28 protein-coding genes and 1 pseudogene are annotated in these 26114 nt (G+C 65.4%); 10 read left to right on the top strand and 19 right to left on the bottom strand.

Features of this window, described 5'->3' with window-relative positions; genetic code table 11:
- Nucleotides 1-132: 132 nt before the first annotated feature.
- The 9 genes from V9K93_RS20000 to V9K93_RS19960 all read right to left on the bottom strand — a co-directional run bounded on the left by V9K93_RS20000 (nt 133) and on the right by V9K93_RS19960 (nt 8049).
- Entirely contained in the window at nt 133-669 is a 537-nt protein-coding gene (locus tag V9K93_RS20000) for a cytochrome b (RefSeq protein ID WP_180889843.1), read from the bottom strand.
- Complete coding sequence (locus V9K93_RS19995; protein WP_136639129.1) at nt 666-1769, bottom strand: catalase family peroxidase; 1104 nt, start codon at nt 1767-1769, stop codon at nt 666-668. Before V9K93_RS19995 ends, V9K93_RS20000 begins: the two co-directional genes overlap by 4 nt.
- Before the next feature lie 143 nt (nt 1770-1912).
- Nucleotides 1913-3280: a leucyl aminopeptidase family protein gene (locus V9K93_RS19990; RefSeq protein WP_337303104.1), complete on the bottom strand. Its 1368-nt coding sequence runs from the start codon at nt 3278-3280 to the stop codon at nt 1913-1915.
- Nucleotides 3281-3283: 3 nt separating this feature from the next.
- On the bottom strand, nt 3284-4003 hold the full coding sequence (locus tag V9K93_RS19985; protein WP_046984571.1) for an HAD family hydrolase: 720 nt from the start codon (nt 4001-4003) through the stop codon (nt 3284-3286).
- 31 nt (nt 4004-4034) lie between these two features.
- On the bottom strand, nt 4035-5144 hold the full coding sequence (locus tag V9K93_RS19980) for an AI-2E family transporter (RefSeq protein WP_012509798.1): 1110 nt from the start codon (nt 5142-5144) through the stop codon (nt 4035-4037).
- A 67-nt stretch (nt 5145-5211) separates the two neighbouring features.
- Nucleotides 5212-5673, bottom strand: a complete 462-nt coding sequence (locus V9K93_RS19975) for a hypothetical protein (RefSeq protein ID WP_046984572.1) — start codon at nt 5671-5673, stop codon at nt 5212-5214.
- Complete coding sequence (locus V9K93_RS19970; protein ID WP_004137827.1) at nt 5670-6140, bottom strand: phage holin family protein; 471 nt, start codon at nt 6138-6140, stop codon at nt 5670-5672. The genes V9K93_RS19975 and V9K93_RS19970 overlap by 4 nt, the downstream gene beginning before the upstream one ends.
- Before the next feature lie 8 nt (nt 6141-6148).
- Complete coding sequence (locus tag V9K93_RS19965; RefSeq protein ID WP_004137828.1) at nt 6149-6514, bottom strand: hypothetical protein; 366 nt, start codon at nt 6512-6514, stop codon at nt 6149-6151.
- A 101-nt stretch (nt 6515-6615) separates the two neighbouring features.
- The gene (locus tag V9K93_RS19960; protein ID WP_012509800.1) at nt 6616-8049 is read right to left on the bottom strand and encodes a Do family serine endopeptidase; all 1434 of its coding nucleotides are present in this window, start codon (nt 8047-8049) and stop codon (nt 6616-6618) included.
- Between the two features lie 491 nt (nt 8050-8540).
- Between V9K93_RS19960 and V9K93_RS19955 the strand changes: the two genes are divergently transcribed.
- Nucleotides 8541-9461, top strand: coding sequence for a histone (locus V9K93_RS19955; protein ID WP_295379298.1), 921 nt, complete (start codon nt 8541-8543; stop codon nt 9459-9461).
- Nucleotides 9462-9568: 107 nt separating this feature from the next.
- Complete coding sequence (locus tag V9K93_RS19950; protein WP_337303103.1) at nt 9569-10255, top strand: hypothetical protein; 687 nt, start codon at nt 9569-9571, stop codon at nt 10253-10255.
- A gap of 15 nt (nt 10256-10270) precedes the next feature.
- On the opposite strand, the gene V9K93_RS19945 is transcribed toward V9K93_RS19950, so the two are convergent.
- Both V9K93_RS19945 and V9K93_RS19940 read right to left on the bottom strand, forming a co-directional pair.
- The gene (locus V9K93_RS19945; protein ID WP_005407745.1) at nt 10271-10630 is read right to left on the bottom strand and encodes a DUF1428 domain-containing protein; all 360 of its coding nucleotides are present in this window, start codon (nt 10628-10630) and stop codon (nt 10271-10273) included.
- Nucleotides 10631-10720: 90 nt separating this feature from the next.
- Entirely contained in the window at nt 10721-13123 is a 2403-nt protein-coding gene (locus V9K93_RS19940) for a S9 family peptidase (RefSeq protein ID WP_337303102.1), read from the bottom strand.
- 210 nt (nt 13124-13333) lie between these two features.
- Here V9K93_RS19940 and V9K93_RS19935 point away from each other — a divergent pair, with 210 nt between their 5' ends.
- Complete coding sequence (locus V9K93_RS19935) at nt 13334-13906, top strand: OmpO family porin (RefSeq protein ID WP_046984113.1); 573 nt, start codon at nt 13334-13336, stop codon at nt 13904-13906.
- Between the two features lie 191 nt (nt 13907-14097).
- Nucleotides 14098-14775: a response regulator gene (locus V9K93_RS19930; protein WP_337303101.1), complete on the top strand. Its 678-nt coding sequence runs from the start codon at nt 14098-14100 to the stop codon at nt 14773-14775.
- Nucleotides 14776-14781: 6 nt separating this feature from the next.
- Here V9K93_RS19930 and V9K93_RS19925 read toward each other — a convergent pair whose 3' ends face one another.
- Nucleotides 14782-15171, bottom strand: coding sequence for a DUF6165 family protein (locus V9K93_RS19925; RefSeq protein ID WP_046984111.1), 390 nt, complete (start codon nt 15169-15171; stop codon nt 14782-14784).
- Nucleotides 15172-15335: 164 nt separating this feature from the next.
- Between V9K93_RS19925 and V9K93_RS19920 the strand changes: the two genes are divergently transcribed.
- Complete coding sequence (locus V9K93_RS19920; RefSeq protein ID WP_337303100.1) at nt 15336-16034, top strand: TorF family putative porin; 699 nt, start codon at nt 15336-15338, stop codon at nt 16032-16034.
- Here the strand turns inward: V9K93_RS19920 and V9K93_RS19915 are convergent.
- On the bottom strand, nt 16031-17179 hold the full coding sequence (locus V9K93_RS19915) for an MFS transporter (RefSeq protein ID WP_489686278.1): 1149 nt from the start codon (nt 17177-17179) through the stop codon (nt 16031-16033). The two genes, V9K93_RS19920 and V9K93_RS19915, sit on opposite strands and share 4 nt — an antisense overlap.
- A gap of 143 nt (nt 17180-17322) precedes the next feature.
- Here V9K93_RS19915 and V9K93_RS19910 point away from each other — a divergent pair, with 143 nt between their 5' ends.
- Nucleotides 17323-18210 carry a LysR family transcriptional regulator gene (locus V9K93_RS19910; protein WP_253079047.1) on the top strand — a complete coding sequence of 296 codons (888 nt, stop codon included), beginning with the start codon at nt 17323-17325 and terminating at the stop codon, nt 18208-18210.
- Here the strand turns inward: V9K93_RS19910 and V9K93_RS19905 are convergent.
- The gene (locus tag V9K93_RS19905; RefSeq protein ID WP_337303098.1) at nt 18179-18646 is read right to left on the bottom strand and encodes a YehS family protein; all 468 of its coding nucleotides are present in this window, start codon (nt 18644-18646) and stop codon (nt 18179-18181) included. The genes V9K93_RS19910 and V9K93_RS19905 overlap by 32 nt on opposite strands.
- A 162-nt stretch (nt 18647-18808) precedes the next feature.
- On the opposite strand from V9K93_RS19905, the gene V9K93_RS19900 reads away from it, so the two are divergent.
- Complete coding sequence (locus V9K93_RS19900) at nt 18809-19561, top strand: SDR family NAD(P)-dependent oxidoreductase (protein WP_012509809.1); 753 nt, start codon at nt 18809-18811, stop codon at nt 19559-19561.
- 99 nt (nt 19562-19660) lie between these two features.
- Here V9K93_RS19900 and V9K93_RS19895 read toward each other — a convergent pair whose 3' ends face one another.
- From V9K93_RS19895 to V9K93_RS19880, 4 genes and pseudogenes are all read right to left on the bottom strand, one after another.
- Entirely contained in the window at nt 19661-20566 is a 906-nt protein-coding gene (locus V9K93_RS19895; protein WP_046984106.1) for an SPOR domain-containing protein, read from the bottom strand.
- Nucleotides 20567-20587: 21 nt separating this feature from the next.
- Nucleotides 20588-22276 (bottom strand): arginine--tRNA ligase, encoded by a 1689-nt coding sequence (gene argS, locus V9K93_RS19890; protein ID WP_046984105.1) that lies wholly within the window; start codon nt 22274-22276, stop codon nt 20588-20590.
- A 114-nt stretch (nt 22277-22390) separates the two neighbouring features.
- Nucleotides 22391-22579: pseudogene (locus tag V9K93_RS19885) on the bottom strand (JAB domain-containing protein); the annotation flags it as partial.
- A gap of 67 nt (nt 22580-22646) precedes the next feature.
- Nucleotides 22647-22871 carry a helix-turn-helix domain-containing protein gene (locus tag V9K93_RS19880; RefSeq protein WP_130768692.1) on the bottom strand — a complete coding sequence of 75 codons (225 nt, stop codon included), beginning with the start codon at nt 22869-22871 and terminating at the stop codon, nt 22647-22649.
- Between the two features lie 622 nt (nt 22872-23493).
- On the opposite strand from V9K93_RS19880, the gene V9K93_RS19875 reads away from it, so the two are divergent.
- Together V9K93_RS19875 and V9K93_RS19870 are read left to right on the top strand one after the other, a co-directional pair.
- Nucleotides 23494-23943, top strand: a complete 450-nt coding sequence (locus V9K93_RS19875) for a cyclin-dependent kinase inhibitor 3 family protein (protein ID WP_231353166.1) — start codon at nt 23494-23496, stop codon at nt 23941-23943.
- A gap of 198 nt (nt 23944-24141) precedes the next feature.
- Nucleotides 24142-24576: a hypothetical protein gene (locus V9K93_RS19870; protein ID WP_337303097.1), complete on the top strand. Its 435-nt coding sequence runs from the start codon at nt 24142-24144 to the stop codon at nt 24574-24576.
- 269 nt (nt 24577-24845) lie between these two features.
- Here V9K93_RS19870 and V9K93_RS19865 read toward each other — a convergent pair whose 3' ends face one another.
- Entirely contained in the window at nt 24846-25058 is a 213-nt protein-coding gene (locus V9K93_RS19865; RefSeq protein WP_337303096.1) for a hypothetical protein, read from the bottom strand.
- 228 nt (nt 25059-25286) lie between these two features.
- Here V9K93_RS19865 and V9K93_RS19860 point away from each other — a divergent pair, with 228 nt between their 5' ends.
- A complete protein-coding gene (locus V9K93_RS19860) occupies nt 25287-26060 on the top strand; it encodes a hypothetical protein (protein WP_337303095.1) in 774 nt (257 codons plus the stop codon).
- The last annotated feature ends 54 nt before the right edge of the window (nt 26061-26114 follow it).

Below are 26114 nucleotides of genomic sequence, written 5' to 3'. Positions count from 1 at the left end.
ATCCATGTGCGCCACCCTACGGGCCGGCTACGCCGTTCCGCGCTGCTCCTGCAGCGCGGTGCGCGAGCAAAGAAAGTAACACCCCCTCCGCGGTCGCGGAAACGATCCGCCGGGAACACCCGGCGAACACGATCAGTCCTTCCCGCGTGCCATCGCCTGGAACACGCCATCCCGCCGCACCCACAGGTGGAACAGCGCTGCACCCACATGCATCAGCACCGTGGCGAACAACACATACGCCAGAAGGCTGTGCGCATTGCGCAACGCGGCGTACAACGCCGGGGTATGCGGCACGATCGGCGGCAGATGCAGGCCGCCCCACAGCACGATAGGGTAACCGCCGGCCGACAGCATCGCCCAGCCGATCAGTGGCATCGCCAGCATCAGCGCATACAGCATCCAGTGCGAGGCCTTGGCCGCCATCGCCTGCCATACGGGAAGATCCGCCGGCAACGGCGGTGGGCGATGGCGCAGCCGGTTGTACAGGCGGAGCAGCACCAGTACGCCGATGGCGATGCCCAACGGGCGGTGCAGGTCGATCAGCACCGGCCGCAGGTGCAGCGAGGCGACCATGGTCACGCCAATGAACAGCATGGCGATGATCATCAATGCCATCGACCAGTGCAGCACCCGTGCCAGCAGGTTGAAGTGGCCGTTGCCGGTGCTCATCGTGCGGCCTCCTTCGGTTGTTCGACGTTGCCGCTGGCGCGCTCGCGTTCGCGTCGGTTGAAGGATTGCGAGTACACGGCCGAGCGGGCGGCCAGGATCGGATCGTCACTGCCACGCACGCCACTGGGCAGGATCAGTGGATCGAAGTTGATCTGTCCGCAGGCGCCTTCTTCCTGCGACTGCAGGCGGTCCAGGCTAAGTACGCCGGCCACCACCTGTTCACGCGACTCGGGCCACGGCACCGACGGATCATCGATGGCATCGCCGGGTTCGGCGGTGGTGACGACGAGGTTCCAGCGCACCGGGCCACTGGCCAGGCGCTGCTGCAGTTCCTGGCTGAGGAAGTCGACGCTGGCCTGCTTGCGCGTGTCCGCATCCATCTCCACCACCGGCGCCTGCGGCTGCCAGCGCCAGCGCACCGCGCGCTTCTGGCCCTGCACATTGGTGAACCAGAAGCTGTTGACGCTGTTGAAGGTGGTGTTGGCCCAGCTGCTGGTCCACGGCGCTGTCTTGGCCCATTGCTGGAACGCCTGCGCACTCGGGTACTTCGCCAGCACCGCGGCCATCTTCTGCGGGTCGGGCTTGCCGGTGGTGGGGTCGGGGATGGAGGCGCGCGTCTGCTCGTAGAACGCCTCGGCGTTGGGTACGGCGAAGAACGGGAAGCTGTTCATCGCCATCCGCCATTCCTGGCCGTCGTCGCTGACCATCTGCACAGCGAGGCTGCGCACGCGTGCGGTGTTGTCCGCGCCGTAGGGGTCGCCACCGCCGATCGACAGGCGGCCCATCACGGGTACCTTCTGCTGTGAAAACACCCGTGCGCTGGACAGCGTCGGCGCCTGCGCACTGGGCTCGAACCAGCCGCTCACGCAGATGCCCTTGCTGTGCGCACGGCGGAAGCCGGGATGGGCCGGGCCGGTAGCTTCGATGGTGTCGGTGAAGCGCTGCGCGGTCAGGCGGTTGCCAACCCAGCCGGCCAACCAGGCGAAGGTCAACGCGACCGCCCCCAGAATCAACGCGATCAGTGCGATCCAGAGCAGCGGCGAGTGCTTGCGCGGTGCGCCCGGTGTCTGGCCGGCGCGGGTGTAGCGGAAGAGCGACATGGTCGGTGTCCTGCCTTCACGGAGCGTGTGGGTGGTCGACCCACACATCCTCGCAGAACCCGGCCGGGGCCGGAATTCAATTTTTCGTCAGATTTACCCGCTGCATCAGGGCAGGTTGCGCCGGGCCATGCCCGGCGCCTCCATCAGGCGTAACGCGCCTTCAGCATCGCCCACGCCGAGCGCAGCGCCAGTGCTTCACCACCGGCCGGCCGGCCCGGGCGTTCGCCGTCGTTCCAGGCGTACACGTCCAGATGCGCCCAGCGCTGGCCGTCTTCCAGGAAGCGTTCCAGGTACAGCGCAGCGGTGACCGAGCCGGCCATGCGCGAACCGGCGTTGGCCAGGTCGGCGATACCGCTGCTCAGGTAGCGCAGGTACGGGCGCCACAAAGGCATGCGCCAGACCGGGTCGCGGGTTGCGTCGCCGGCCTGCAGCCACTGCTGGGCCACGCTGTCGTCATTGCTGAAGAGCGCCGGCAGATCAGGGCCCAGCGCGATGCGCGCAGCGCCGGTGAGGGTGGCGAAGTCCAGCACCAGGTCCGGTTTCTGTTCGCTGGCGAAGGTCAGCGCATCACACAGGATCACGCGGCCTTCGGCGTCGGTGTTATCGATCTCCACGCTCAGGCCCTTGCGGGTGGAGATGACTTCGCCCGGGCGGAACGCATCCGGGCCGATCGCATTCTCCACCGCCGGCACCAGCAGGGTCAGGTGCACCGGAAGCCCGCGAGCCATGACCAGGCCGGCCAGGGCCAGTGCGTGTGCAGCACCGCCCATGTCCTTCTTCATGTTGCGCATGCCGTCGGCCGGCTTGATGTCCAGGCCGCCGGTATCGAAGCACACACCCTTGCCGACCAGCACCAGTGCAGGATCGGTTTCCTTGCCCCAGCGCAGCACCACCAGGCGCGGCGCGCGGTGCGAGGCGCGGCCGACGGCATGGATGGCCGGGAAGTTCTGCTTCAGCAGTTCATCGCCGGTGATCGCCTCGACCTGGGCGCCATGTGCCTGAGCCAGGGTGCGCGCTGCGTCTTCCAGCTGCTGCGGGCCCATGTCTTCGGTCGGGGTGTTGACCCAGTCACGCACGCGCAGGCTGGCGGCGATCAGATCGGCCACTTCACCGGAAGGTGCAGCCACCAGCTGAGCCGGGGCGCGGTTACGCTTGCGGTAGCGGTCGAAGCGATAGCTGCCCAGGCCCCAGCCCAGCTGCAGCAGTGCCTGCTCCTCGGCCGGCAGTTCAGTCGCCAGCTGCCACACGCTGCCTTCCGGCAGGGCGTGCGGGGCATGCGCATAGCTGTAGGCATCGGCGCGGTCACCAACGCCGATCACCGCACCGGCCAGGCCGTCGGCACCCGGCAGCAGGGCCACGCTGTGCGCGCCGGCATTGAAGCCCTGCGATGCCAGCCAGGCTTGGGTAGCGGCTGGCTGGCCGTCCTTCCATGCCGCGAACTGCTCGCGGCCCAGCACATGCAGTGGCAGTGCTGCGGCGGTTTCGGCGGTGAAACCAGTGATCTCGCTCATGCGTCAGGTACTCCGGGGTGCGGCGGCATCGAGGTTGTCATCCAACCAGTCGGCCAGGCCGGTGAGGGTGTCGAACTGCAGGTCCGGCTGCAGTTGCGGATGGGTCCAGGTGGCGGCTTCGCGGTTGATCCAGCAGCCGCGCAGGCCGGCGGCGATCGCCCCTGCCACGTCCATCTCGGCGTGGTCGCCGACATGCAGCACCTGTGCCGGCGCCACACCCAGGCGGGTGCAGGCGGCGTGGAAGATGCTCGCTTCGGGCTTGGCCGCGCCGTGTTCGCGCGCACCCAGCTGGAAGGCGAAATGATGGGCCAGGCCGATCCGCTCCAGATCGGCATTGCCGTTGCTCAGCGCTGCGACCGGTACCCGCGCGGCAATCCGCGCCAGTGCATCGATCGCATCGGGATAGCACTCGACCTGGTTGCGCGCGGCGTAGAACGCCTCGTAGGCCGGTTCGAGCAATTCCAGGCTGGCACCGCTGTTCTGCAGGGCCTCCTGCAGCGTCAGCCGGCGCAGCGCGCTCAGGTCATGGTGAAGGTGTGGATTGTCTCGGAACGAGCGCTCGCGCAGTTCGCGCATCGCCGCCAGCGGATACATCTCGGCAGTGGCGGGGCTGTGTTCACGCATCCACTCGTGCAGGACCAGGTCGATGCGGGCGCCGATCGGGGCGAACGGCCAGAGCGTGTCGTCGAGGTCGAGGGTGATGGCTTGGACAGGGAAATTCACCCTGCCATTCTACCCCCGCCAGCGCGGGCTTTCATTCCAGCAGGCGCGCCCATCCCTGCATGCCGTCCAGCCGTGCCAGCACCAGCTTGATGCAGACCAGCAGCGGTACTGCCAGCAGCAGGCCGATCATGCCCCAGGCCCAGCCGAACAGCATCAGCGCCAGGATCAGTACCAGCGGCGACAGCTTCATGCGCCGCCCCAGCACGATCGGGGTCACCATCTGTCCTTCCAGGGTGTGCAGGCCCAGGTAGGCGGCTGCGGGCAGCAGGGCCTGCAGCGGGTCGCGGAACTCGACGAAGCCCATCAGCAGCATCAGTGCTACGCCGATCAAGGGGCCTACATACGGTGCGAAATTCAGCAGGGCGGCCACCGTGCCCCACAGCAGCGCTTCCTGCAGGCTGATGCCCAGCAGCATCAGTACGCCGGCGAACACCAGTCCGACCAGGGTGTTGATCACGCTGATGGTCAGCACGTAGCGCGACACCTCGCGCTCGATCGACCGCAGGATGTCGCTGGTGAAGCGTTGCTGCTGGCGGTTCGGGAACAGGGCGATCGCCGCGCGCTGCAGGCTCTGCCCGTAGATCATGAAGAACAGGGTCAGCAACACCACTGCCAGCACCGAGGCGGCCAGACGCGGCGCACGGGTCAGCATGCGGTACGGGTCGTCCAGCTGGGTGCGGATCACCTGCACCTTGCGGTTGCTGTCGCCGCCAGCGACGCGTGCAAAGTTCTCCGCGGCCTGGTTGGCCTGCTGCACCGGCTTGGTCAGGTCCTGCACCTGGCGGGCCACCTTGCGCAGCTGTTGCGGGGCTTCCTGCGCCCATTCCATCGCCGGGCCGATCAGCTGCACGGCCAGCGAACCGGTCACGCCGAGGCCGGCACCGAGGATCAGCAGCGCGCCCAGCGCACGTGGGATCCACAGCTTCTGCAGCAGGCGCAGGATCGGGTTGCCGACCAGCGCGAAGAACATCGCCAGCAGCACCGGCAGGATGATGTCCTGTGCGGCCCACAGCGTGTAGCCCACCGCCAGCGCGGCCAGCACCACCAGCGACATCGGCCCGCGCGGGCGCGATGGCGGCGGCAGTGGCGCCTCGGGCGCTTCCGGGCCAGCCGGTGACGGGGACAGGAGGGACTCGCTCATCGACGCATCAACCGGAAAGGGGAGCGCATTATCCGCCGGCCGCGATCGGCGCGGCGGATCCCGTGAATCAACGTTCGGACAGCTCGGTCGCCGCTTCGGCCGGACGCGGTTCGCGCAGTTCCGGTTCCGGCGCTGCCTGCGGTTGTGGTGCTGGTGCCGGTCGTGTGCCCGCCGCTGATGCTGCCGCCTGTGCATGTTCGCTGGCATCGTCGGCTTCTTCAGCCGCATCGTCGGCGGTGGCTGCGGCCTGCGCTGCCATCGCCGTAGCGAATGCAGCCTGCGCGCTGGCGAACAGGTTCGACACCGACCCCACCATCTGCAGCCAGCGTGCGCCGTTGACCTTGCCCGGCACTTCCAGCTTGCCGGCGATGAAGCCACCGGCCAGGCCCACCACGACGATGCGCAGAGGCGACCAGCCCTGGCGCCAGACCTGGCTGAGCGTGCCCCAGTGGTCTTGGGTCTCGCCCATGCGCACGGTCACCACCTGTTCGCAGCGCTTTACCCGCCGCTGCAGCGCGCCGAATTTCATGGCTTGCCCTCCGGCAGCTGTACCCCGGCATCAGGGTCGTCCTCGCTGGGCTCATCGAACAGGCCCAGGCGCGACAACTGGCGCCGGGTGGCGTGCATGCCGGTGTGGTGGAAGAAGTAGGACACCCGCCAGATCGCATAGCCGGTAACGGCCAGGCTCAGCAGCGAGGTGATCAACAGGGCCTGCAGCCAGCTCAGGCCCCAGCTCTGCAGCAGGGCGATGAGCGTGGCGGCCATCAGCAGCCAGGCCGAGGCTCCAAACACGATCGCCACGCCGGCCCAGGCCAGCGCGCGACCGAATGCACTACGCGCCAGCGCGAAGTCGGCAGAGGCCAACCGGCGCAGTGAGCGTACCGTGTGCTTGGCAGAATCGGCGGCGGCACGACCGGCCGCGCCGACCTGGCGGATGCTCTCATCCAGCGGCGGGGTAGCCGCCGGATCAGGCGCTTGCGCGTTCTCTTCGCTCACGCTGCGGCTTACTTGTCGCTGCTGCCGCGGGCCAGCTTGGCGATGATCCAGCCGGCTGCGAAGGCGACACCGAACGAAGCCAACGGACGTTCGCGGATCAGTTCAGCGGCGCTGTCGATCAGGTCCTTGCCCTTGTCCATCAGTGCGTCGACCTGTTCCTTGGCTGCGGCTCCACCGAATTCGGCGGCGGCCAGGCCGGACAGCGCGCTGTCGGACAACTCTGCCTTGACGTTGGCCTTGCCGATGCGCAGTTCGTCGGTTGCTGCACCGGTTGCGCCCTTGATCGCACCGCCGGCAGCGCTGGCGGCCTGCTTCAGGTGGGAACCGGCTTCACCCAGATGGTCCTTCAGGTTCTCGGTATTGGTGGGGCTCATCGAATCACTCCTGTTGCGATGGGGGAACGGGGGACGGCGGCGCCGACCTGGACTGACAGCAATAGCATTGCCGGGGTATAGGGGGTGTTACGGCTGGGCGATCAGCGCATCACGAGCTGGCCCTGCTGCTGGCCATTGTTGCGCAGCACGCGCAGCACCAGGGTGGGGGGGCGCTGCTGGAAATTGGCGCGCCAGCTGGCCAGGTCGGCGAATTCACCTACCGTTGCATCAGTGATGATGTCGCCCTGCTGCAGCCCGTTGCTGGCGGCGCGGCTGCCGCGCTTGACCTCGCTGACCAGCACGCCGCCAGCGCCGGACTGGCGCAGCGATTCGGGCAGGTCGACGAAGGTGGCACCGCCCAGGCGCGGGTCCAGGCTGTCGCCGGTGACCGCGCGTGCCTGTTCCTTCAATATCGCCTTGATCTGCAGCGGCTTGCCTTCGCGACGCACGTCCAGCGTCAGCGGGCTGCCCACTGTGGCCAGGCCTTCCACGTTGTGCAGCGCCTCGGCGCTGTCCACGCGCTGCCCGTTGGCCGACACCACGACGTCGCCCGGTTTCAGGCCCGCAGCGGCCGCGGCCGATCCGGCCAGTACGCGCGTGACCAGTGCGCCACGGGTTTCGCCCAGGCCCAGGCCCTGCGCTATCTGTGCGGTCAGGTTCTGGCTCTCCACGCCCAGGGTGCCGCGCACCACTACGCCGTGCTTGACCAGCTGGTCGACCACGCTGCGCGCCAGGTTGGAGGGGATCGCCAGGCCCAGGCCGATGTTGCCGGCCATGCTGCCCTGCGGGTTGAAGCTGGCGGTATTGATGCCGACCAGCTGGCCCTGCAGGTCGACCAGTGCGCCACCGGAATTACCCGGGTTGATCGACGCATCGGTCTGGATGAAGTTCTGGTAGCCCAGCCCGCGGATGCCGCTGCGGCCCACCGCCGAGACGATGCCGGAGGTGACCGTCTGGCTGAAGCCGAACGGGTTGCCGATGGCCACCACGAAGTCGCCCACGCGCAACTGGTCGCTGTTGCCGAGCTTGATGTCGGTCAGGTTCTGCGCCGGGATACGGATCAGCGCGATGTCGGTATCGCGGTCCGAGCCGAGGAACTCGGCCTTGACCGTGCGCCCGTCGGCCAGTGTCACCTGCACGTCATCGGCGTTGTCGATGACATGGTGGTTGGTCAGTACCAGGCCTTCCTTGGCATCGATGATCACGCCCGAGCCGAGCGATTCATTGATGCGCTCCTGCGGAATGTCCGGGAACAGACGGCGGAAGAACGGGTCGTTGAAGAACGGGTTGCGCACCCGCACGACCTGCTTGGTATTGACGCTGACCACGGCTGGCATCGCTTTCTCCAGCATCGGTGCCAGTGACGGCACCGCCTGCCCGGCCACCGAAGCTGGCAGCGCGGCGGCGGTGGGCAGCACCGCCGGCAGCGGCGCTGCATCGGCTCGGTTGTCCAGGTGCGCATTGAGGCCGGTGGCAACGAAGCCACCGAAGGCGGCGGCGATTGCGAGCGTGAGCAGGGTGGGAAGCGGTCGCATGGGAGTCGGTTCGCTGGCGTGGGTGGGGGCCGTTTGGCTCTACGGTAAAACAAGCTGAATGAGTGTGTCGCGATCTGGATAAATGCGCCATGAAAACGGAACGCCGGAAAGCGGGGCCACTGCCGCCCGCTTCGGGGTGGTGGCGTCATCAGTGGAGGTGCCTGGTGCGCGTTCGTGCGACATCGGATGCATTGCAGATACAGGCCGATACTTGCGCAGTTCGGCGCAACCGGGTGCCGCGATGCGCCATAAAGCGCTCCTTCGCCTGCATTCGATCAAGCACGTGCAGCGAACGCCCGCCGCAGCCTCGCCAGCGCGGCTCAGTGCTGAAAAGAAGGGTTTTCCTGCACACATGTATCGCCGGCAAGGGCGGTGGGCTACACCATCAGCGTCGCAGCAGATGCGATTGCTGGCGCGTGCCCCGTTCCACGATCGTCAATGTCGGTATAGCATCGCCCCGTTTTGATACTTAAGGCCCCCAGGAGGGCAACATGAGCAACGGTAATGGTGTGTCGGTCGTGACCGACGCCGTCGAGAACGTCAAAGAAACCGCCACCAACGTTGGCGAGACCATCGCCCACGCCGCCGAAGACGCCGTGAAGTCGGTCAAGAAGACCGTCAAGCGCGCCACCAAGGCTGCCGGTACCCGCGTTGCCAAGGCCAAGAAGGCTGTGGCCAAGGTCGAGAAGACCGTTGCCAAGAAGGCTGAGAAGGCTGCCAAGTCGGTCGGCAAGACCGTTGCCAACGCCAAGAAGAAGCTGGAAGCCGCCAAGAAGAACGCCAAGGCCGAAGCCGCTGCCCTGAAGAAGGAAGTGGCCAAGAAGAAGGCAGCTGCAGGCAAGGCCGTGGCCAAGAAGGCCGCTGCTGCCAAGAAGACCACCAAGGCCGCCACCAAGGTTGCCGGCAAGAAGGTCGCTACCGTGAAGAAGGCCGCCACCAAGAAGGCTGCCGTCGCGAAGAAGGCTGTTGCCAAGAAGACCAAGGCCGCCAAGAAGGTTGTCGGCAAGAAGGTCGCCACCGCGAAGAAGGCTGTGGCCAAGAAGACCGTCGCTGCCAAGAAGGTCGCCGGCAAGAAGGTCGTGGCTGCCAAGAAGGTTGTCGGCAAGAAGGCTGCTGTCGCCAAGAAGGTCGCCACCAAGAAGACCGCTGCTGCCAAGAAGGTTGTCGGCAAGAAGGCCGCCGTTGCCAAGAAGGTCGTCGGCAAGAAGACCGCTGCCGCCAAGAAGGTCGTCGGCAAGAAGACCGCCGTCGCCAAGAAGGCGGTTGGCAAGAAGGTTGCCTCCACCCGCAAGACTGTCGCCAAGAAGGCTGCGCCGCTGAAGAAGGTCGCTGCCAAGAAGGCTCCGGCCAAGAAGGCTGTTGCCAAGAAGGCACCGGTCAAGGCCGTGCGCAAGGTCGCCAAGCGCAAGTAATCGCGCGGGTACCGAAGGCCCTGCCACCTACCGGGTGGTGGGGCCTTTCGCGTTTCTGGGACACGGGATGGGGCAAGATGCAGGTTCTTCCCGCCGGAGCCCCGAGCATGCGCGGTATCGACTTCAGCTCCTGGCAGGGCGTGCTGTCCACCCTGGCCGGCCTGGTCCTGATCACCCTGCTGGGCGTGGGCATCCGCCTGCTGGTGATGCAGACCCTGCAGCAGCGGCGCGAGCGCGAGAACCGGCAGATCAACGAGCGCCTGCGCACGCTGATGGCCGCCTACAAGACCCTGGGCGGCTCGTTCACCGGTGAACTGGGTGTCGATCCCAGCCACCGCCGCGACCTGCGCCAACGCGAAGATGCCGAAGGCATCGCCGAACCCCGCTCGGATCGCGCGCGCCGCATCCGCGACGCCGTAGAAGCGGCGCTGTCGGACATCCTGCTGCTGGGCACCGATGAGCAGGTACGGCTGGCCGCGCGTGCGGCCAACGAGTTGGCGCAGGGACGACCGGTGCACACCCACGATCTGGTGGTTTCACTGCGCGACTTCGTGCGCGAAGCGCTGGACCTGGCGCCGATCCCGGCCGATCTGCAGATTCCGCCGCAGGGCCCGACCCGCCCGGGCGGTGCCAGTGGCAAGGGCCGCACCGATGGTGATGCGAAGGGCGGCCGCACTGGAGGCGGCAGCGGTGGGGGCGGAATGGGCGCCGGCATGGGGGGCGTGGGTCTGGGCGCCGGCGCCGCACTGGGCGCCGGCCATGCCTCTGCCAGCGATGAAACGGACGCGCGCTGAGCACGTCCGCCCGGTTCAGCGCGTTAGTTCGTAGATCGGCACGAAGCCGCCGTAGATCATCCGCGCGCCGTCGAACGGCATCGGATTCGTCGCCGGATCAAACCGCGGGTCTTCCATCATCTTCTTCATGCCGGCGTCGCGGGTCGGCTTGTCCGGCCATTCGATCCAGGAAAACACCACCGTCTCGTCTGGCGTGGCTTTCACCGCGCCGAAGAAGTCGGTGGTCTTGCCGTGCGGCACGTCATCGCCCCAGCACTCGACCACGCGCAGCGCGCCGTATTCGATGAAAACGGGATCCCCTGTGCGTGCATGAGCGAGGAACTTCTCTTTGTTGGCGGTGGGCACCGCCAGGACGAAACCATCGATGTAGCTCATTGCTGCCTCCGGATGGACCGTGCCGCATGCACGGCCTTCAAGTACCCGACGAACCAGTGCGTCGTGGATCGACATCCTGTGTGCGCCTGTTCAGCCCGGACCACCAGGCAGCGGCGCCAGCATCGTATCCGGTGGCTGCTGGCCCGCCAGGTGGCGCACGAAGTAGTCCCACATGCGGTGCGTGTAGGTGGCGTCGTTGCGGAACAGTTCGTGGTCCTGCCGGGCCAGGTACAGCAGGTCGTAGCTGCGCTGGGCCTTGTTCAGGGCGGCGGCCAGCTGCAGGGTCAATGCCGGAGGTGCGTTTTCGTCCAGCTCGCCATAGACCAGCATCAGGTGACCGCGCAGGTTGCCGGCCAGCGCTGCATTGTCGAGTCCGGCAAACGGCGCCGGCACACCGTCGGCAGTGGTCGTGGCCGGCAGCACGCCACCGAACAGCCGGTCCATGCCATGAACGGCCCCACCGTACATGCCCTGGAAATTGTGGCTGCCGGCCGAGGCCACCCCCACCTTGTAGAACGCCGGGTAGCGCAGCAGGGCGCGCGCTGCACTGTACCCACCGAACGAATGCCCGTAGATGCCCACCCGTTGCAGATCGATACCTCGGTAGCGCGCGCCCAGCTGGCGCAGCGCGGCCACGTGGTCATCCAGCTGCACATCGGCGGCTTGCACGAAGCTGCTGTCATGGAACGCCTTGTCACGGCCGCCGGTACCGCGCGCGTCGATGCTGACCACCACGAAGCCGAGTTCGGCCAGGCTGGCGCGTGACACCGGATTCAAGGCGGACACCGCCTCGGCGTAGGTGACCGGCGCATTGCTGATGAAGGAACCACCGTACATCGCGTCGATCACCGGGAAGCTGCCGTCATCGCGATAGTCGCGGGGCAGGTAGACGGTGGCGAAGATCGGCGTGCGGCCATCGGCGGCCAGCAGTCGTTCGCGGTGTGGTGGGCGCCACCCGGCAGCAACGATCGCCCTGTCATCGGCTGTTTCCAGCACCATCACTTCACGGCCGTCATCGCTGGCCCGCAGCACGGTGCGTGGCGGTTGATCGAGACTGGAGACGGTATCGACCAGGTAGTCGCCCCGCGGTGACAGGGCCTGCGGGGCGCGATCACCGAACAAAGCGCCGCTGCCGGCATCGGCCAGATGGTCGCTGCCATCGGCGGCCAGGCGCTGGATGGGGCCGCCCTGCAGCGATACCCGGTACAGGCCGCGCACGTAGGGATCGCCACCGTCGACGCCGCCGGCGCTGAAGTATGCCCAGCCACTCACAACGTCCACGCCGAGCAGGTCACGCACCACCCATGGACCGCGGGTCAGTTGTTGCATCACCTTCCCGTCGGACAGGCGCACCCGGTACAGGTGGCCCCGGCCATCGCGCTGCGAGAACCACACCGCAGTGTCCTGGCCGGGCAGGATCGCCACCGCTGGCCGGTTGTACGAATACACGTTGAGCTGCAGGCGGGTATCGCTGGCTTCTTCCAGCACGGTGCGCACTGCACCGCTGCCGGCATCGATCTCCACCAGGCGCAGCTTGCGCGGTGTGCCGAAGTGCGCGATCGCGGCATACAACCGGTCACCGTCCCAACCCAGGATGCCGGCCTCACTGAGCGTGTTCCAACCCTCTGGCAGCGCGATGTCATGCTGCCTGCCGTTGCGGGTATCGACCACGTACAGGCTGTCGCGCACCTGATCGGTGTCACCCAGCACCCCCAGCTTCACGGTATGCACGCGCGGCCGCGCGCTGTGGGTCGGGCTGCTTTCCAGATAGGGGTAGTCCTGCAGCGCGCGTTCGTCGTAGCGGATGCCGGCCACGTAGCGGCCATCCGGCGACCAGCCGACCGCGAATGGCCGCGGCGGCATCCGGCCCTGGCTGCGCGGAATGCCGCGCAGGCTGAAGTCCGGCAGCACACCATAGCCGTGGCCGGCTTCACCGCCGCTGGTCAGTGCGCGCGGCGCCGTTCCAGAGCGCTGCAGCCACAGATTGTGGTCGCGCAGCTGCAGCCAGGCGTCACCGCCGGGCGACGGCAATGCATCGGCTGGCGGCGGCGCCTGTTGTGCGGCCGTGCACTGCAGGCGTGGCCATTGGCAGTTGATTGCCGCCTCGCCGTTGAACTGCAGGCGCAGGCCATCATGCAGTACCTGCACGCTGTTCAAGCGCAGGCGTGGCCCGTGGGTACCGAGAGGTGCAACTGCGGCGTCCAGCACATCGGGTTCGAACAGGATCGTACGCATAGCGTTCGCCGGATCGACCAACACCGCCTGGCGTCGGCCCTGCGCGTCTTCGCGTTCGTACCAGAAGCGGCCATCAGCCAGCCAGTTTGGCAGGAGCGAGGCATTGCGCAGCGCACCGCGCAGATGACTGTCGTGCACGCGTTCGGCGCGCTGGTAGTCAGCGGCCTGCAGTGCGTGCGCAGGCGCGGAGGAAAACAGGGCCGCGCAGGCCAGGACAGCAGCGCGGACAGTCATCTGCAGCGGGTAGGGCAGGTGCAAGGCAACCTCCTGTTGCAATCATCGATGGATGACAGATGCACGCGTGGCGCGCGCGTATGCCAGACGCAGCCTGAATCAAGCCAAAAAATTCAGCAATGCGAAGACCGCTGTTTTCAGGGAGCGTTGTGGCGAATAACGGAGAATTTACATTCCCGATGCGATGGCGCCCTGGCGCTGCTGCACACCATAAGAAAGTAAAGGTGTACCCCCATGAAGAATTCGCTGATTGCTCTGGCCCTGGCCGCTGCCCTGCCGTTCACCGCCTCGGCTGCTGAGAACCTGTCCTACAACTACGCCGAAGCTGACTACGCCAAGACCGACATCGATGCGTTCAAGGCCGACGGTTGGGGCGTGAAGGGTTCCTACGGCTTCCTGCCGAACTTCCACGCCTTCGGTGAGTACAGCCGCCAGGAAATCGACAACACCAACATCAAGCTGGACCAGTGGAAGATCGGCGCCGGCTACAACGTTGAAATCGCTCCGACCACCGACTTCGTTGCCCGCGTTGCTTACCAGAAGCGCGACCAGAAGCACGGCCTGGACTTCAACGGCTACAGCGCCGAAGCCGGCATCCGCACCGCTTTCGGTGCCCACGCCGAGGTCTACGGCATGGTCGGCTACGAAGACTTCTCGAAGAAGCACGGCATCAATCCGGAAGGCCAGTGGTACGGTCGCCTGGGTGGCCAGGTCAAGCTGAACCAGAACTGGGGCCTGAACGGCGAGCTGAAGATGAACCGCGACGGCGACAAGGAATACACCGTCGGCCCGCGCTTCAGCTGGTAACTGCTTCCTCGGCGCGCATGCGCGCTTGAGGATGCCTCGACAGGCCCGGCTCATGCCGGGCCTGTCGCGTTGGAGCGATCCGAAACCGCAGCTGAGCGCCTGCGCGCGTCTTTGGTGCGTTGCAATAAATTGGATTCCGCTGCTCCAGACGCGGGCCTACGGTGGGCACTTCGTACCGCCGGATCCGCGTGATGCCGCCTGCTGTTCCCGCTCTGCCCCTCGATCGACCCCGCCGCCTGGCAATGCTGGCGCCGCACCCCGTGCTGCGGCTGGGGGTGGAGGTAGTGCTGCGCCAGCACGGCGGCGTGCAGATCTGTGGCAGCTTCACCCGCGAAGGTGATCTGCTCGACCTGCTGCATCGCCAACCCGGTGGCATCGACCTGTTGCTGATCGATCTGTTGGCGCCGCGAGGACCCGAACAGGGCCTCGCCCTGCTGCGGCTGTTGTCACGACGCTGGCCGCTGTTGCCGGTGCTGGTGCTGTCCGAACACTGCAATGCAAGCACGGTGACCATGGCGATGCAGGCCGGTGCGCGCGGATTTCTTCCCAAGGGCACTTCGCCAGCGATGCTGATGCGTGCGATCGACGTGCTGGCCCGTGGCGGCCGCTTCGTGCCCCCGGAGCTGCGCACGCAGTTGAATCGATCGCGCATGCGGCGCACACCGGCGCCGGTGCTCACGCCCTTGAGCCGACGCGAGCGCGAGGTGCTCCGGCTGGTGCTGCAGGGCTGCACTACCGGAGAGGTGGCGCGGCGCTTCGGGCGCACCGCCAGTACGGTCAGCACGCAGAAGCGGACGGCCTACGAGAAGCTCGGTATCCACAGCGATGGTGAGCTGTTCCGCATCCGGCACCTGCTCGAATACGGATGAGCGGGCTCATTCGCCCTGGTACTGCTTCTCTTCCACCAGGGCCGAACCGGCCACGCGGTTGATCTCGTTCTTCACCTGCACGCGCTCACCATTGGTGCCATACACGCCGCGCGCGAGCTGGATGAATGCATCATCGAACACCTGCGCCGCTTCCTTGTCGCGCAGCTGGTCCTGGATGTCCCACATGCGTTCGTTGATCGCCTTCAGCTGCTGCTTCAGCGCGGCAAGCGCGGGCTGTGCCTGCAACTGCTGCTGCAGCAACGGCAGCAGGCCGTCCAGCTCGGTGCGCACGTTGGCCAGCTTGGCGGCATCGTCGATGCGCTCGGCCTTGATCTCGAGAATGGTGATCTTGTCGATCAGCTCGCCGATCGATACCGGGGTCAGGATGGCGTCCACGTGGTTGGTTCCTGGAAACAGGCCTGCATGATACCGCGCCCACCGCAGCGGGATTTACGCCGAATTTGCGCTGCGGGCCGGGCAGCACCCTCGATCCGTTACGCCGCTCCCTCCGACACTGCTGTCCCGGCGGCGTGACCGCCTTCGACGAGGAACACAGTGCAGTGAACAGCAAGGGGATGATGGCAGCGATGATGGCCGCGCTGGCAGGAATGCTGGGTATCGGCAGCGCGCAGGCCCAGGTGCAGGTGAGTGGCAGTGCAGCATTGACCAGCGACTACGTGTGGCGCGGCAGCTCGCAGAGCGACGGCGACCCTGCAGCGCAGGTGGGCGCAAAAGTGGCACTCGCATCCGGTTGGTACGCCAGCGCGTGGGGCTCCAACGTATCGTTCAAGCCGGACAACGGCGCGCGCAGCGAGTTCGACCTGGTGGCCGGTTGGAGTGGCGCACTGGCAGCGGACTGGACGCTGGATGCCAACCTGACCCGCTACGTGTACCCAGGCACTGGCCGCGCGCTGGATTGGACCGAACTCAATACCACGTTGACCTGGAAGCAGCGCGCCTGGCTGCAGGTCGCGCATTCCAATGATGCGCTGGCCGGCGGTCATCGCGGCACCTATGCCCAGCTCGGCGTGCGTGTGCCGCTGCACGAGCGCGTCCGGCTGGAGGCGGCGGTAGGCCAGTATTGGCTGGCCACCGCACAGGGGCCGGATTACCTGCATGGTCAGCTCAGTGCCATTGCCACGCTGACCCCGGCGTGGGAGCTGCGGGCCACCGTGCACGACACCGACAACGCAGCCAAGCGCCTGTTCCCGGGCAACGCCGGGGGACGTTGGGAGCTGGCGCTGCAGGGCAGTTTCTAGTTGGCAGCTGTGGCCTGGCGCGCACGCAGCGCGCCGGGCAACCACAGCAGCAGGGCCAGTGCGGCAACAGCGGCGCCGGCCACGCAGACGCCGGTCCAGCCGAAGCGCTGGTAGACCTGGGCCGACAGCAGTGAACCCAGCGAGCCGCCGATGAAGTAGCCGGTCATGTAGCCGGCATTGAGGCGGTTGCGCGCAGCCGGTTGCAGCGCATAGATCAGGTTCTGGTTGCTGACGTGCAGCAGCTGCGCGGCCAGGTCCAGCACCACCACGCCCACCAGCAGTGCCAGCAGCGAGTGCGCCGACAGCCCCAGTGGCAGCCACGACAGCAGCAACAGTACCAGCGCGATGGCCGTGGCACGGCCGGTCTGGCCACGGTCGGACATGCGCCCGGCCAGGCCCGCGGCCAGCGTGCCGGCTGCACCGACCAGTCCGAACAGGCCGATGGTGGCGTCGCTGTAGGCGTACGGTGGCTGTGCGAGCAGGAACGCCAGTGGCGTCCAGAAGATCGCGAACATGGCGAAGCTGCATGCACCCAGCAACGTGCGATGGCGCAGCACCGGCTCCTGCACGAACAGGGAGCCGATCGAGCGCAGCAGGGCGAAGTAGCTGAGGCCTGCGCTGTGGTGGAAGCGTGGCAGGCCACGTTGGAGCGCCAGCGCGGTCAGCACCAGGGTGCCGGCGGCGATTGCATAGACCAGGCGCCAGTCGCCAAGGCTCGACAGCAGCCCGGCCACGGTGCGCGCCAGCAGGATGCCCAGCAGCAGGCCACTCATCAGCGTACCGACCACCCGGCCACGATGCTCCGGTGCGGCCAGGGTGGCCGCAAATGGCACCAGCACCTGCGCCACCACCGAGAACAGGCCGGTGATCGCCGTGCCCACCAGCAGCCACGTGAGTGACGGCGCCCAGGCGCTGATCACCAGTCCACTGGCCGACAACAGCGTCATCACCACGATCAGCCGGCGGCGCTCGAACAGGTCACCCAGCGGCACCAGCAGGATCAGCCCGGCGGCATAGCTCAGCTGCGCCACGGTGACCACCATGCCGACCTGGCCGAATGGCAGGCCGAAGGCATCGGCGATGGTGTGCAGCAGCGGCTGCGCATAGTAGTTGCTGGCCACGGCCACGCCAGTGGCGACCGACATCAGCAGCACCTGCCAGCGGTGCAGAGGGGGGAGGGACGGGCTCACGCGGTGTTCCAGAATGCGGGGTGCACAGTGTCCGCCCGCTGCAGTCATGATGGAAATGAATCATCATCATCCCTGTCATCTGGAAATGAGATGGTTGTGTGAATCTCAAGCAGCTTGAATTCGCCGTCGCCCTGGCCGAGGAGGGCAACTTCACCCGTGCCGCCGAGCGCTGCCATGTGGTGCAGTCGGCGCTCAGCCATCAGATTGCCAATCTGGAACAAGAGCTGGGCACGCCACTGTTCGAACGCCTGCCGCGCCAGGTACGTGCCACCGCCGCCGGTGAAGTGCTGCTGGTTCACGCGCGGCAGGTGCTGGCCAGCCTGCGCCACCTGCGTGCCGACGTCGCCGCAGTCAGCGGCGAAGTACGCGGGTTGTTGGCGATCGGGCAGATCTCTTCGCTGACCGACATCGACGTGGTGGCGATGCTGGCGGCCTTCCAGCAGGTACACCCGCAAGTTGAATTCCAGCTGCGGGTGGACAAGAGCGAGGACCTGATCGCGCAGGTGCAGTCGCGCGAACTGGATGTCGCCCTGGTCGGGTTGGCGCCCTCGGCGGGGCTGGATGGCGTGTGCCACAAGATGCTGCAGGAGGAAGACCTGGTGGCGGTGCTGGCGCCGTCGCATCGGTTGGCCGGGCACACGCGGCTGCCATTGGCCGCGCTGCAGGATGAAGCGCTGGTCGACTTCCCGCGCGGCACCGGCGCGCGCCGGCAGACCGATGATGCGTTCGCCGCTGCAGGCCTGCCGCACACGGTGCGTTTCGAGGTCAACCTGATGGAACTGGTCGAGCGCTTCGTCCGCCATGGGCTGGCGGTCGGGATCGTGCCGGCGTTGATCGCCGAAGGGTTCGAGGGGGTGGTCCAGATTCCGCTGCAGCCGACCCCGACCCGCCGCGTGCACCTGGTCTGGCAGCGGTTGCCGACGCCGGCGGCACGGGCGTTCGTCGCGGCCGTGCTCAGCCGCGCAGGCGCAGGCTCAGGCCCTTGAGGAAGTTGCGCAGCATCTGGTCCAGGCAGCGCCGGTAGTTGGTGTGGCCGGGCTGGCGGAACAGCGCACCGATTTCCGACTTGGAGACTTTGAAACCGGCGCTGGCGAAGATCTCCAACAGGTCCACGTCACGCAGCTGGAAGGCTACGCGCAGCTTCTTCAGCACCAGGTTGTTGTCGATGCGGGTTTCCACCGCGCGTTGCGGCTGGCTCTCGTCGCGACCACGCAGGTGCACGATCAGGCCATCGAGGAAGTGGGCCAGCGCGCTGTCATTCATCGCCTCGAAGCCGGCTTCGTCATCGCGGCGCAGCCAGGCCTTCACCTGCTCGGTATCCACCGCGAAGGCCGGGTCGGCCAGCTGGCACAGGGTCACCACGTGGTGGTCGCCCAGGTCCAGGGAGTAGCGCACGCTGCGCAGGACATCGTTGTTGATCATGGCCCAATTGTACCGGTCACCCCGGCAGGTGGGGTCAGATCCCTTTGCTGGCGGCAAAGGGATCTGACCCTGGTTCTGCTCCAGGTTCTGGCCGATCCGGCAACACGGGGATCGGTCGACGGTGCCAGAATGGGGGTCTGGTTTTCCCCCTGGAGTTGCCTGATGACCCGCACTGTCCTGATTACCGGCGCCACTTCCGGCTTCGGCGCCGCTGCCGTCCACCGCTTCGCCCAGGCGGGCTGGAAGGTGATCGCCACCGGCCGCCGCGGCGAACGCCTGCAGCCGTTGGTCGAACGCTATGGCAAGGACGTGGTGCATGCCGCGGTCTTCGACATCCGCGACCCGGTGGCGATGGAAGCGGCGCTGCTGGCGCTGCCGCCGGCCTTCGGTGAGATCGACCTGCTGGTCAACAACGCTGGGCTGGCACAGGGCACCGCGCCGGCACAGAGCGCAAAGCTGTCCGACTGGACCACGATGATCGACACCAACATCACCGCGCTGGTGACCCTGACCCACCGGCTGCTGCCGCAGCTGGTCGAGCGCAAGGGTGCGATCATCAACATTTCCTCGGTGGCCGGCGTCTATCCCTACCCGGGCGGCAATGCTTACGGTGGCACCAAGGCCTTCGTCAGCCAGTTCTCGCTGGGCCTGCGCTCGGATCTGCATGGCACCGGCGTGCGCGTGACCACGATCGAGCCGGGCATGGCCGAAACCGAGTTCACCGTGGTGCGTACCCATGGCGATCAGGCTGCGTCGGACAAGCTCTATACCGGCGCCAACCCGATGACCGCCGAAGACATCGCCGAACAGATCTTCTGGGTGGCCACGCTGCCGCCGCATCTCAACATCAACCGCCTGGAACTGATGCCGGTCAGCCAGTCCTTCGCCGGTTTCCAGGTCGCCCGCGAAGGCTGACCTGCGCCGTGCGTCCTGTAGAGCCGAGCATGGGTTCGGCTCTACAGAAGCACAAAAAAAGCCGGGCAATGCCCGGCTTTTTCATTCACATCGGCAGGCTTACTGCGCCTTGATCGCCATCGCCTGCAGGCCGGTGCCATCCAGCTTCTGCTTGGCTTCGGACAGCTCGCCAGCACTACCATACGGCCCCATGCGCACGCGGTACACGGTCTTGCCGTTGATCTGTGCCGACTCCACGCGTGCGGCCAACCCCATCATCGCCAGCTTGGCCTTGGTCGCCTCGGCATCGCCGGAGGCACCGAAAGCGCCTGCCTGCAGGATGTAGCGGGCGTTGTCGGCAGCAGCGGGTGCGGCAGTGGCCGCTGTGCTGGTCGCAGCCGGTGCAGCTTCCGCACGCGGTGCCGCGGTGGCCGCAGCCGTGTTGTTCGAAGCCGCAGTGGTGTTGGCCGCCGGCGTTGCCACTGCCGGACGCTCGCTCAGCGGTGCCGGCAGCGGACGGCTGGTGGCGGTGACCGGTGCAGTGCTGGCCACGCTGGCAGTTGCCGTCGGTGCCGGCGCAGTGGCAGTGGCCGGCGGAACCGGCTTGCCTTCCAAAGCGGCCTGCGCACGCTGCGCTTCGGCCTTGGCCCGGCGCTGGTCTTCGGCACGCGCGCTGGCGGCCAGCTCGGCGTCGGACATCTCGACTTCCTTGCCCGGCAGCAGGGTGTAGAAGTCGTACTGGGTGGCGGCCGGCTTTTCTGGTTCTGCCGGCTTCGGCGTGGCTGGCTGCGCGGCCGGCTGGGTGCCGACATCGCTGTCGGCATCAGCGACCGGGGCTGGCTGCGCGTTCGGGTTCGGCTGCGGACCGGCGCGCAGGAAGCCATCGCCTTCGCCCTTGAACAGGTTCGGCGCCGCCAGGAACACCACGGCCGCGATCGCCACGCCAGCGACCAGCCACACCCATCCGGGTGTGCCCTGGCTGCTGCTGTTGCGTCGTGCCTGGTTTTTGCCGCGTCGTGCTGCCATGTGTACTGCGTCTCCTGATGCTTACATTTTTTCCGGGGCGCTGACGCCCAGGAGTTCGAGGCCGTTGGCCAGCACCTGGCGCGCTGCGCAGGCCAGGGTCAGCTTGGCGTTGCGATCGGCAGCGTCTTCCACCAGTACCGGCGTCCCGTGATACCACGTGTGGAACGCGTGCGCCAATTCACGCAGGTACTGCGCCACCAGATGCGGTTCCAGCGCCACGCCGGCTGCCTCCACCACTTCCGGGTACCGCGAGATCTCGTTCATCAGCAGCAGCGACGCGTCGTCGGCCAGGCGGCCGAAGTTGGCAAGGCCATTGCCCTGCTCGTACACCAGGCCCTTCTCCTGCGCCTGGCGCAGCAGGCTGCAGACGCGGGCGTGCGCGTATTGCACGTAGAACACCGGGTTGTCGTTGCTCTGCTGGCGGGCCAGGTCGATGTCGAAGGTCAGCTGCGAATCGGGCTTGCGCGCGATCAGGAACCAACGGGTGGCATCGCGGCCGGCTTCTTCGATCAGGTCGCGCAGGGTGAAGTAGCTGCCGGCACGCTTGGACAGCTTCACTTCCTCGCCGCCGCGCATGACGGTGACCATCTGGTGCAGCACGTATTCCGGCCAGCCCTGCGGGATGCCCACTTCCATGGCCTGCAGGCCGGCGCGCACGCGTGCCAGTGAACCATGGTGGTCGGCTCCCAGCTCGGTGATCGCGCGCTCGTAGCCGCGCTGCCACTTGGACAGGTGGTAGGCCACGTCCGGCACGAAGTAGGTGAAGGTGCCGTCGGACTTGCGCATCACGCGGTCCTTGTCGTCACCGAAGTCGGTGCTGCGCAGCCACAGCGCGCCGCCTTCCTCGTAGGTGTGGCCCGAGGCCTGCAGCTTGGCGACCGCTTCGGCGACCTTGCCATCGGCGTACAGCGAGCTTTCCAGGAAGTAGATGTCGAAGTCGACGCCGAATGCAGCCAGGTCCAGGTTCTGCTCGTTGCGCAGGTAGGCCACGGCGAAGCGACGGATCGCCTGCATGTCGTCCGGGTCCTTGGCGCCGACCACGGTGCTGCCTTCCAGATCGACGCTGGCGCCGGCCATGTAGGCGCGGGCGACGTCGGCGATGTATTCACCGCGGTAGCCGCCTTCCGGCCAGCCGTCCTGGTCCGGCGCGATGCCCTTGATTCGCGCCTGGGTGGACAGCGCCAGGTTCTCGATCTGCACGCCGGCGTCGTTGTAGTAGAACTCGCGCTTGGCGTTCCAGCCGTTGGCGTCGAGCACGCGCGCCACGCAGTCGCCGATCGCCGCGGCGCGGCCGTGGCCGACATGCAACGGGCCGGTCGGGTTGGCCGACACGTATTCCACGCCCACCGTGCGGCCATTACCGGACAGGTTGCGGCCGTAGTCGTGACCTTCCTTGATGACCGACGCGGCTTCACGCTGGTACGCGGCCGGGGCCAGATAGAAATTGATGAAGCCGGGGCCAGCGATCTCGACCTTGCTGACGTCCTCGCTGCGCGGCAGCGCCTCGACCAGCGCCTGTGCCAGTGCGCGCGGATTGCTGCGCGCGGCCTTGGCCAGCAGCATTGCGGCGTTGGTTGCGAAGTCGCCGTGGTCGCGGGTCTTCGGGCGCTCGACCACGAAGTCCGGCGGCAGGGAGTCGGCGGGCAGGGTGCCATTGGCGCGCAAGGCTTCGATGCCTTGGCTGATCAGGGCGCGGAGGAGATTTTTCACGAGGCCTGCTGTGAGAATGAGCGGCGGAATCGCCCATTTTAGCGCAGATACCAGCGGCCACGCTGACCGGAACCTGCCGATGGCGCCGTCCGGCTGCCCACGCAGGGCGGGCGCTCAGCCGAACAGGCGGGGCTGGGGCGGTGACAGCAGGCCTCGTTCAGCAAACGAAACGGGACGACCCTCACCCACCACGAAGTGGTCCAGCAGCCGCACATCCACCAGTGCCAGCGCCTGCTGCAGTTCGTCGGTGATGCGGGTGTCGGCGCCGGAGGGCTCCGGGTCGCCCGAGGGGTGGTTGTGGCTGTTATGTCGCATGCACCGCAAGTCGTTGCATTATGAAATTCTCTTGAAAATCAAACTGATAGCTGAGCTAGATCCCCGCATCTTGGAAGAGTTGCGCGAGAGTTGAATTCAGGCCGCGGCCAACCCGCTCCAGCGTAGCCAAGGTCATGTTGCGTTGGCCGCGCTCCAAGGCTGCGTAGTACGACCTGTGCATCTCGATGTGATCCGCGAACGAATCCTGACTGTAGCCAAGTGCAACACGCCTTGCGCGGATCACGCGAGCTAGGGCGGCGGCGACTGTGTCTTTTTCCATCCCGGGAAAACTAGGAGGCAGACACTTTTAACACTACGCCTATATATGTAGTCTACATATATGTATCATTTGGGCTCGCTATGGACCTCTACCTCGTTTGCACCGATCTAGACCTCACCATTGAAATTCCCTTGCCCCAGGACAGAAGTTCGCAGATCGCCAGCCAACTCTCGCGCATCAAGGAACGGGGGGACAGGCGAGGTTTCCAGATTCGGCTTGCAGAAGAGGTCGCGAAGATCATCCCGGACCTGACTGACTGGGATCTCAAGCCTCCTACTAGGGCACAGCTAGCTTTCGCAAGTTCTCTCTGCAATCAACTCGGCTGTGAGATCCCGGCGCCCGCGCTCCATTCCAGGACTTCTATGCAGACATTTATCTCAGAGGCGAGGCTAAAGGTGCGCGCGCACCAAAGCAGAGAGCGGAGCTAGCCATCTCCCCTCATCGTAGTACCAAGCGCCAAAGCTTCGGCATCACTGTTCCATGTTGTACAGAGCTGCCAAACGCGGAGAACACATTGAAGACAAGTCTTTCTGATCCACTGCGGATAGACACTATTCCCGTCGGAAGACAGGGCGGTGCGGTTGGCGTCACCTTCGCGCCCGGCAAGTATCAAGAGACCGCGATGACCGGAGCCTGGGCCAGGGACTTAGACCTTGACCTCTGCGAGATTCGTAAGTGGGGCGCTCGGCACCTCGTCACCCTGATTGAACCGTCGGAGTTGCACGAGTTGCGTATTCCATCTCTGCCTGAGCGTGCTTCGCAGCACGGCTTGGTCTGGCACGGTCTGCCGATCACCGATGGGGCGGCACCAGACAGGCGGTTCCTTGACCCCTGGAGCGCCCTTGGACCGATGCTCTCACGCAAGCTTCTGGCAGGCGCAAAAATCGTTGTGCACTGTAAAGGTGGGCTCGGTCGAGCAGGTACAGTGGCATCGATGCTGTTACTGCAAAGCGGCGCGGCTGCCGACGGTGAAGAAGCAATACTTCAAGTGCGCTCGGCACGTCCAGGTGCTATTGAGACCTTGGAGCAGGAGGCGTTCATCCGAGCCTGGGCATGCCAAGTTAACGGCTAGCTCATCGCGTTCCTCGGCGACCTCCTACACAGACCGATCTTGGCAGTCGAAAAGCCGCTGTGTCGCGGCAAGCTATCCTTACAAGATGCCGGCCGTTAGGCTGCAACGCTCGATGCAGGACCACGCTACATAGCTCGCGTTGGTGACACGTAACAGTGGTGGTGCAAAAGCGTCGGAACTGAAACGACGGGACATAAAATGAAGCCAACCATCCTGGCGCTTGACCTCGAAGGGACACTCATCTCAAACGCTATCAGCCAGTTCCCACGCCCGGGCCTCTACCAATTCCTCGTGGAGGTGGGGACGATGTTTGATCAGCTGGTGATGCTTACCACCGTTCCAAGAGATCGCTTCTACTCCATAGCAAAGTTGCTGGTCCTTGAGGGCGCTGCACCTACTTGGTTTCCAGCAATCACCTACACCGACTGGTACGGGTCGACAAAGGATCTTCGCTTCGTTTCGCCGAGGCTTGGCGATGCGCTTTTGCTGGATGATCACGGTGCATATGTGCACCGTGGGCAAGAGCATCTCTGGGTCGAGATCCCGCTCTTTGCCTCACCGTATACCGCCGAGGATGATGGTCTCAATCTCGCTCGCCAAGAACTTATCCTACGGCTCGAAAGGCTGAATTAGACGATCGGAGACCTCACCTGTACCGCTTTAAGAACCGCGCTGGTCGATCAATCTTTCTACCAGACGGCGATGGACGGCTATGAGGCAAGGACTTGGGCCAAGTGCGGAAGCAAATTCCCAACAGAGACTCCCAACACAGAAGGCCGCGATTTCGCATTCTCTACAAGTCCCGGCAGGTAGGGGTCCGCGGGCGGAAAGCGCCGTGGGCAAGATGCCATCCGCGGAATGCGCATGGGGGACATGGCAGAACGACTATTTGCCAGTCACTTCTATTCCTGATTGTCCTCGTCAGCGAAGCAAATTGTCACGATCTGAATGTTGTTAGGTCGGTTCTCCTCGTTGACCGGACAGTTCGGATCACGGCAAGCTGAATCCAGCTTTGGCGCGTTGAGATTGTAGGGATCCCCAACTACCGAGATAGAAACGGTGCGGCCGCACTTGGCGCAATCAGCATCATCGATGACGGGGAAGAGGTAGTCCATTTCTTGCCTTGTCGAAAAGTCAACGTTGTAAGGTACAGAAGCGAGCGGGTGCCATACAGTGCTTCTGTATTCGACTGGGTGATCTCCAGGGGCGCCCAATCGTAGAACTGCAGGATCTGACTATCAAGAGAGTCCAAGATCAGCGCCCAGCCAATGCAGCCGATTCCGCGGCATAAAGATTTGATAAGACGCGCCGATAGTACGCTCAAGGAATTCATCGAGCGCGCTATGCACGTAGTTCTAATGCTAACCGTGGTGGGATCGCTGCTTTGGGGATTGGTCGCTCTGACCCCATACCTGCTTCAAAAGGGATGGCCGCTTGCACTGGCTGTGCCCTTCATAGGCCTCATCGACGTCTTCTGGGGCGTATCGATGATCTACGTCATTGATCTCCTCAATTCACATTATCGAAGGAATAATGAGTTTCTAAGAAAGTTCTATGCGGAGCTCCATTCTGACCTCCTATCCATGCTGGCGCTAGCTGTGGTCCTGTTTGTGATCTTCTCTCTTGCCAGGACCAGCTACTCGCTGTCGAGCATCGACGTCGCGTGCTTGGGTCTCCCGATGTTCATCTGTGCACTAGATTCACTGGCACGGACCAAGGATCCGTCTGGCATATTAAAGATGAGCCTCCCTCGAAGGCTAGTTCTGATGGCGTTTCCCGCTGGACTACTCGTCGCATCCTGCTGGGTGCTGATCGAGATTCTATCTAACGAATTCTCTGCTTCTGCGTCCCTCTGGCTTCAGCTTTGCATTCTCTTCGCCGGCTTCGCGTCCTACGTGGGATCCAAGCAGACGCGATACTTTATGCTGCACCGTCGCCTTGGAATATCCCCGACGATCATGGCCCTTCTCAAAAAAGTACGGGGCAGAGGAGCACCGGCGTTCTACGAGCAGACCGCCCAGATGGCAGAGAAGTTCCAGCGGGATATCAACGTAGCTACCGCTAAGGCGGCTGCGGATAAGCGAAGGTTGGCAAGAGCCTCACGGAAGAAGCGATAGGCCGCAGACTAAGAACGCGCATTCCATGCGCCGTCATCCTTCGATGACACCCAC

Source organism: Stenotrophomonas sp. CCNWLW162, assembly GCF_037203745.1.
In the GTDB taxonomy this organism is placed as follows: domain Bacteria; phylum Pseudomonadota; class Gammaproteobacteria; order Xanthomonadales; family Xanthomonadaceae; genus Stenotrophomonas; species Stenotrophomonas maltophilia_AQ.
This window is presented reverse-complemented; position numbering and strand designations above follow the sequence as displayed.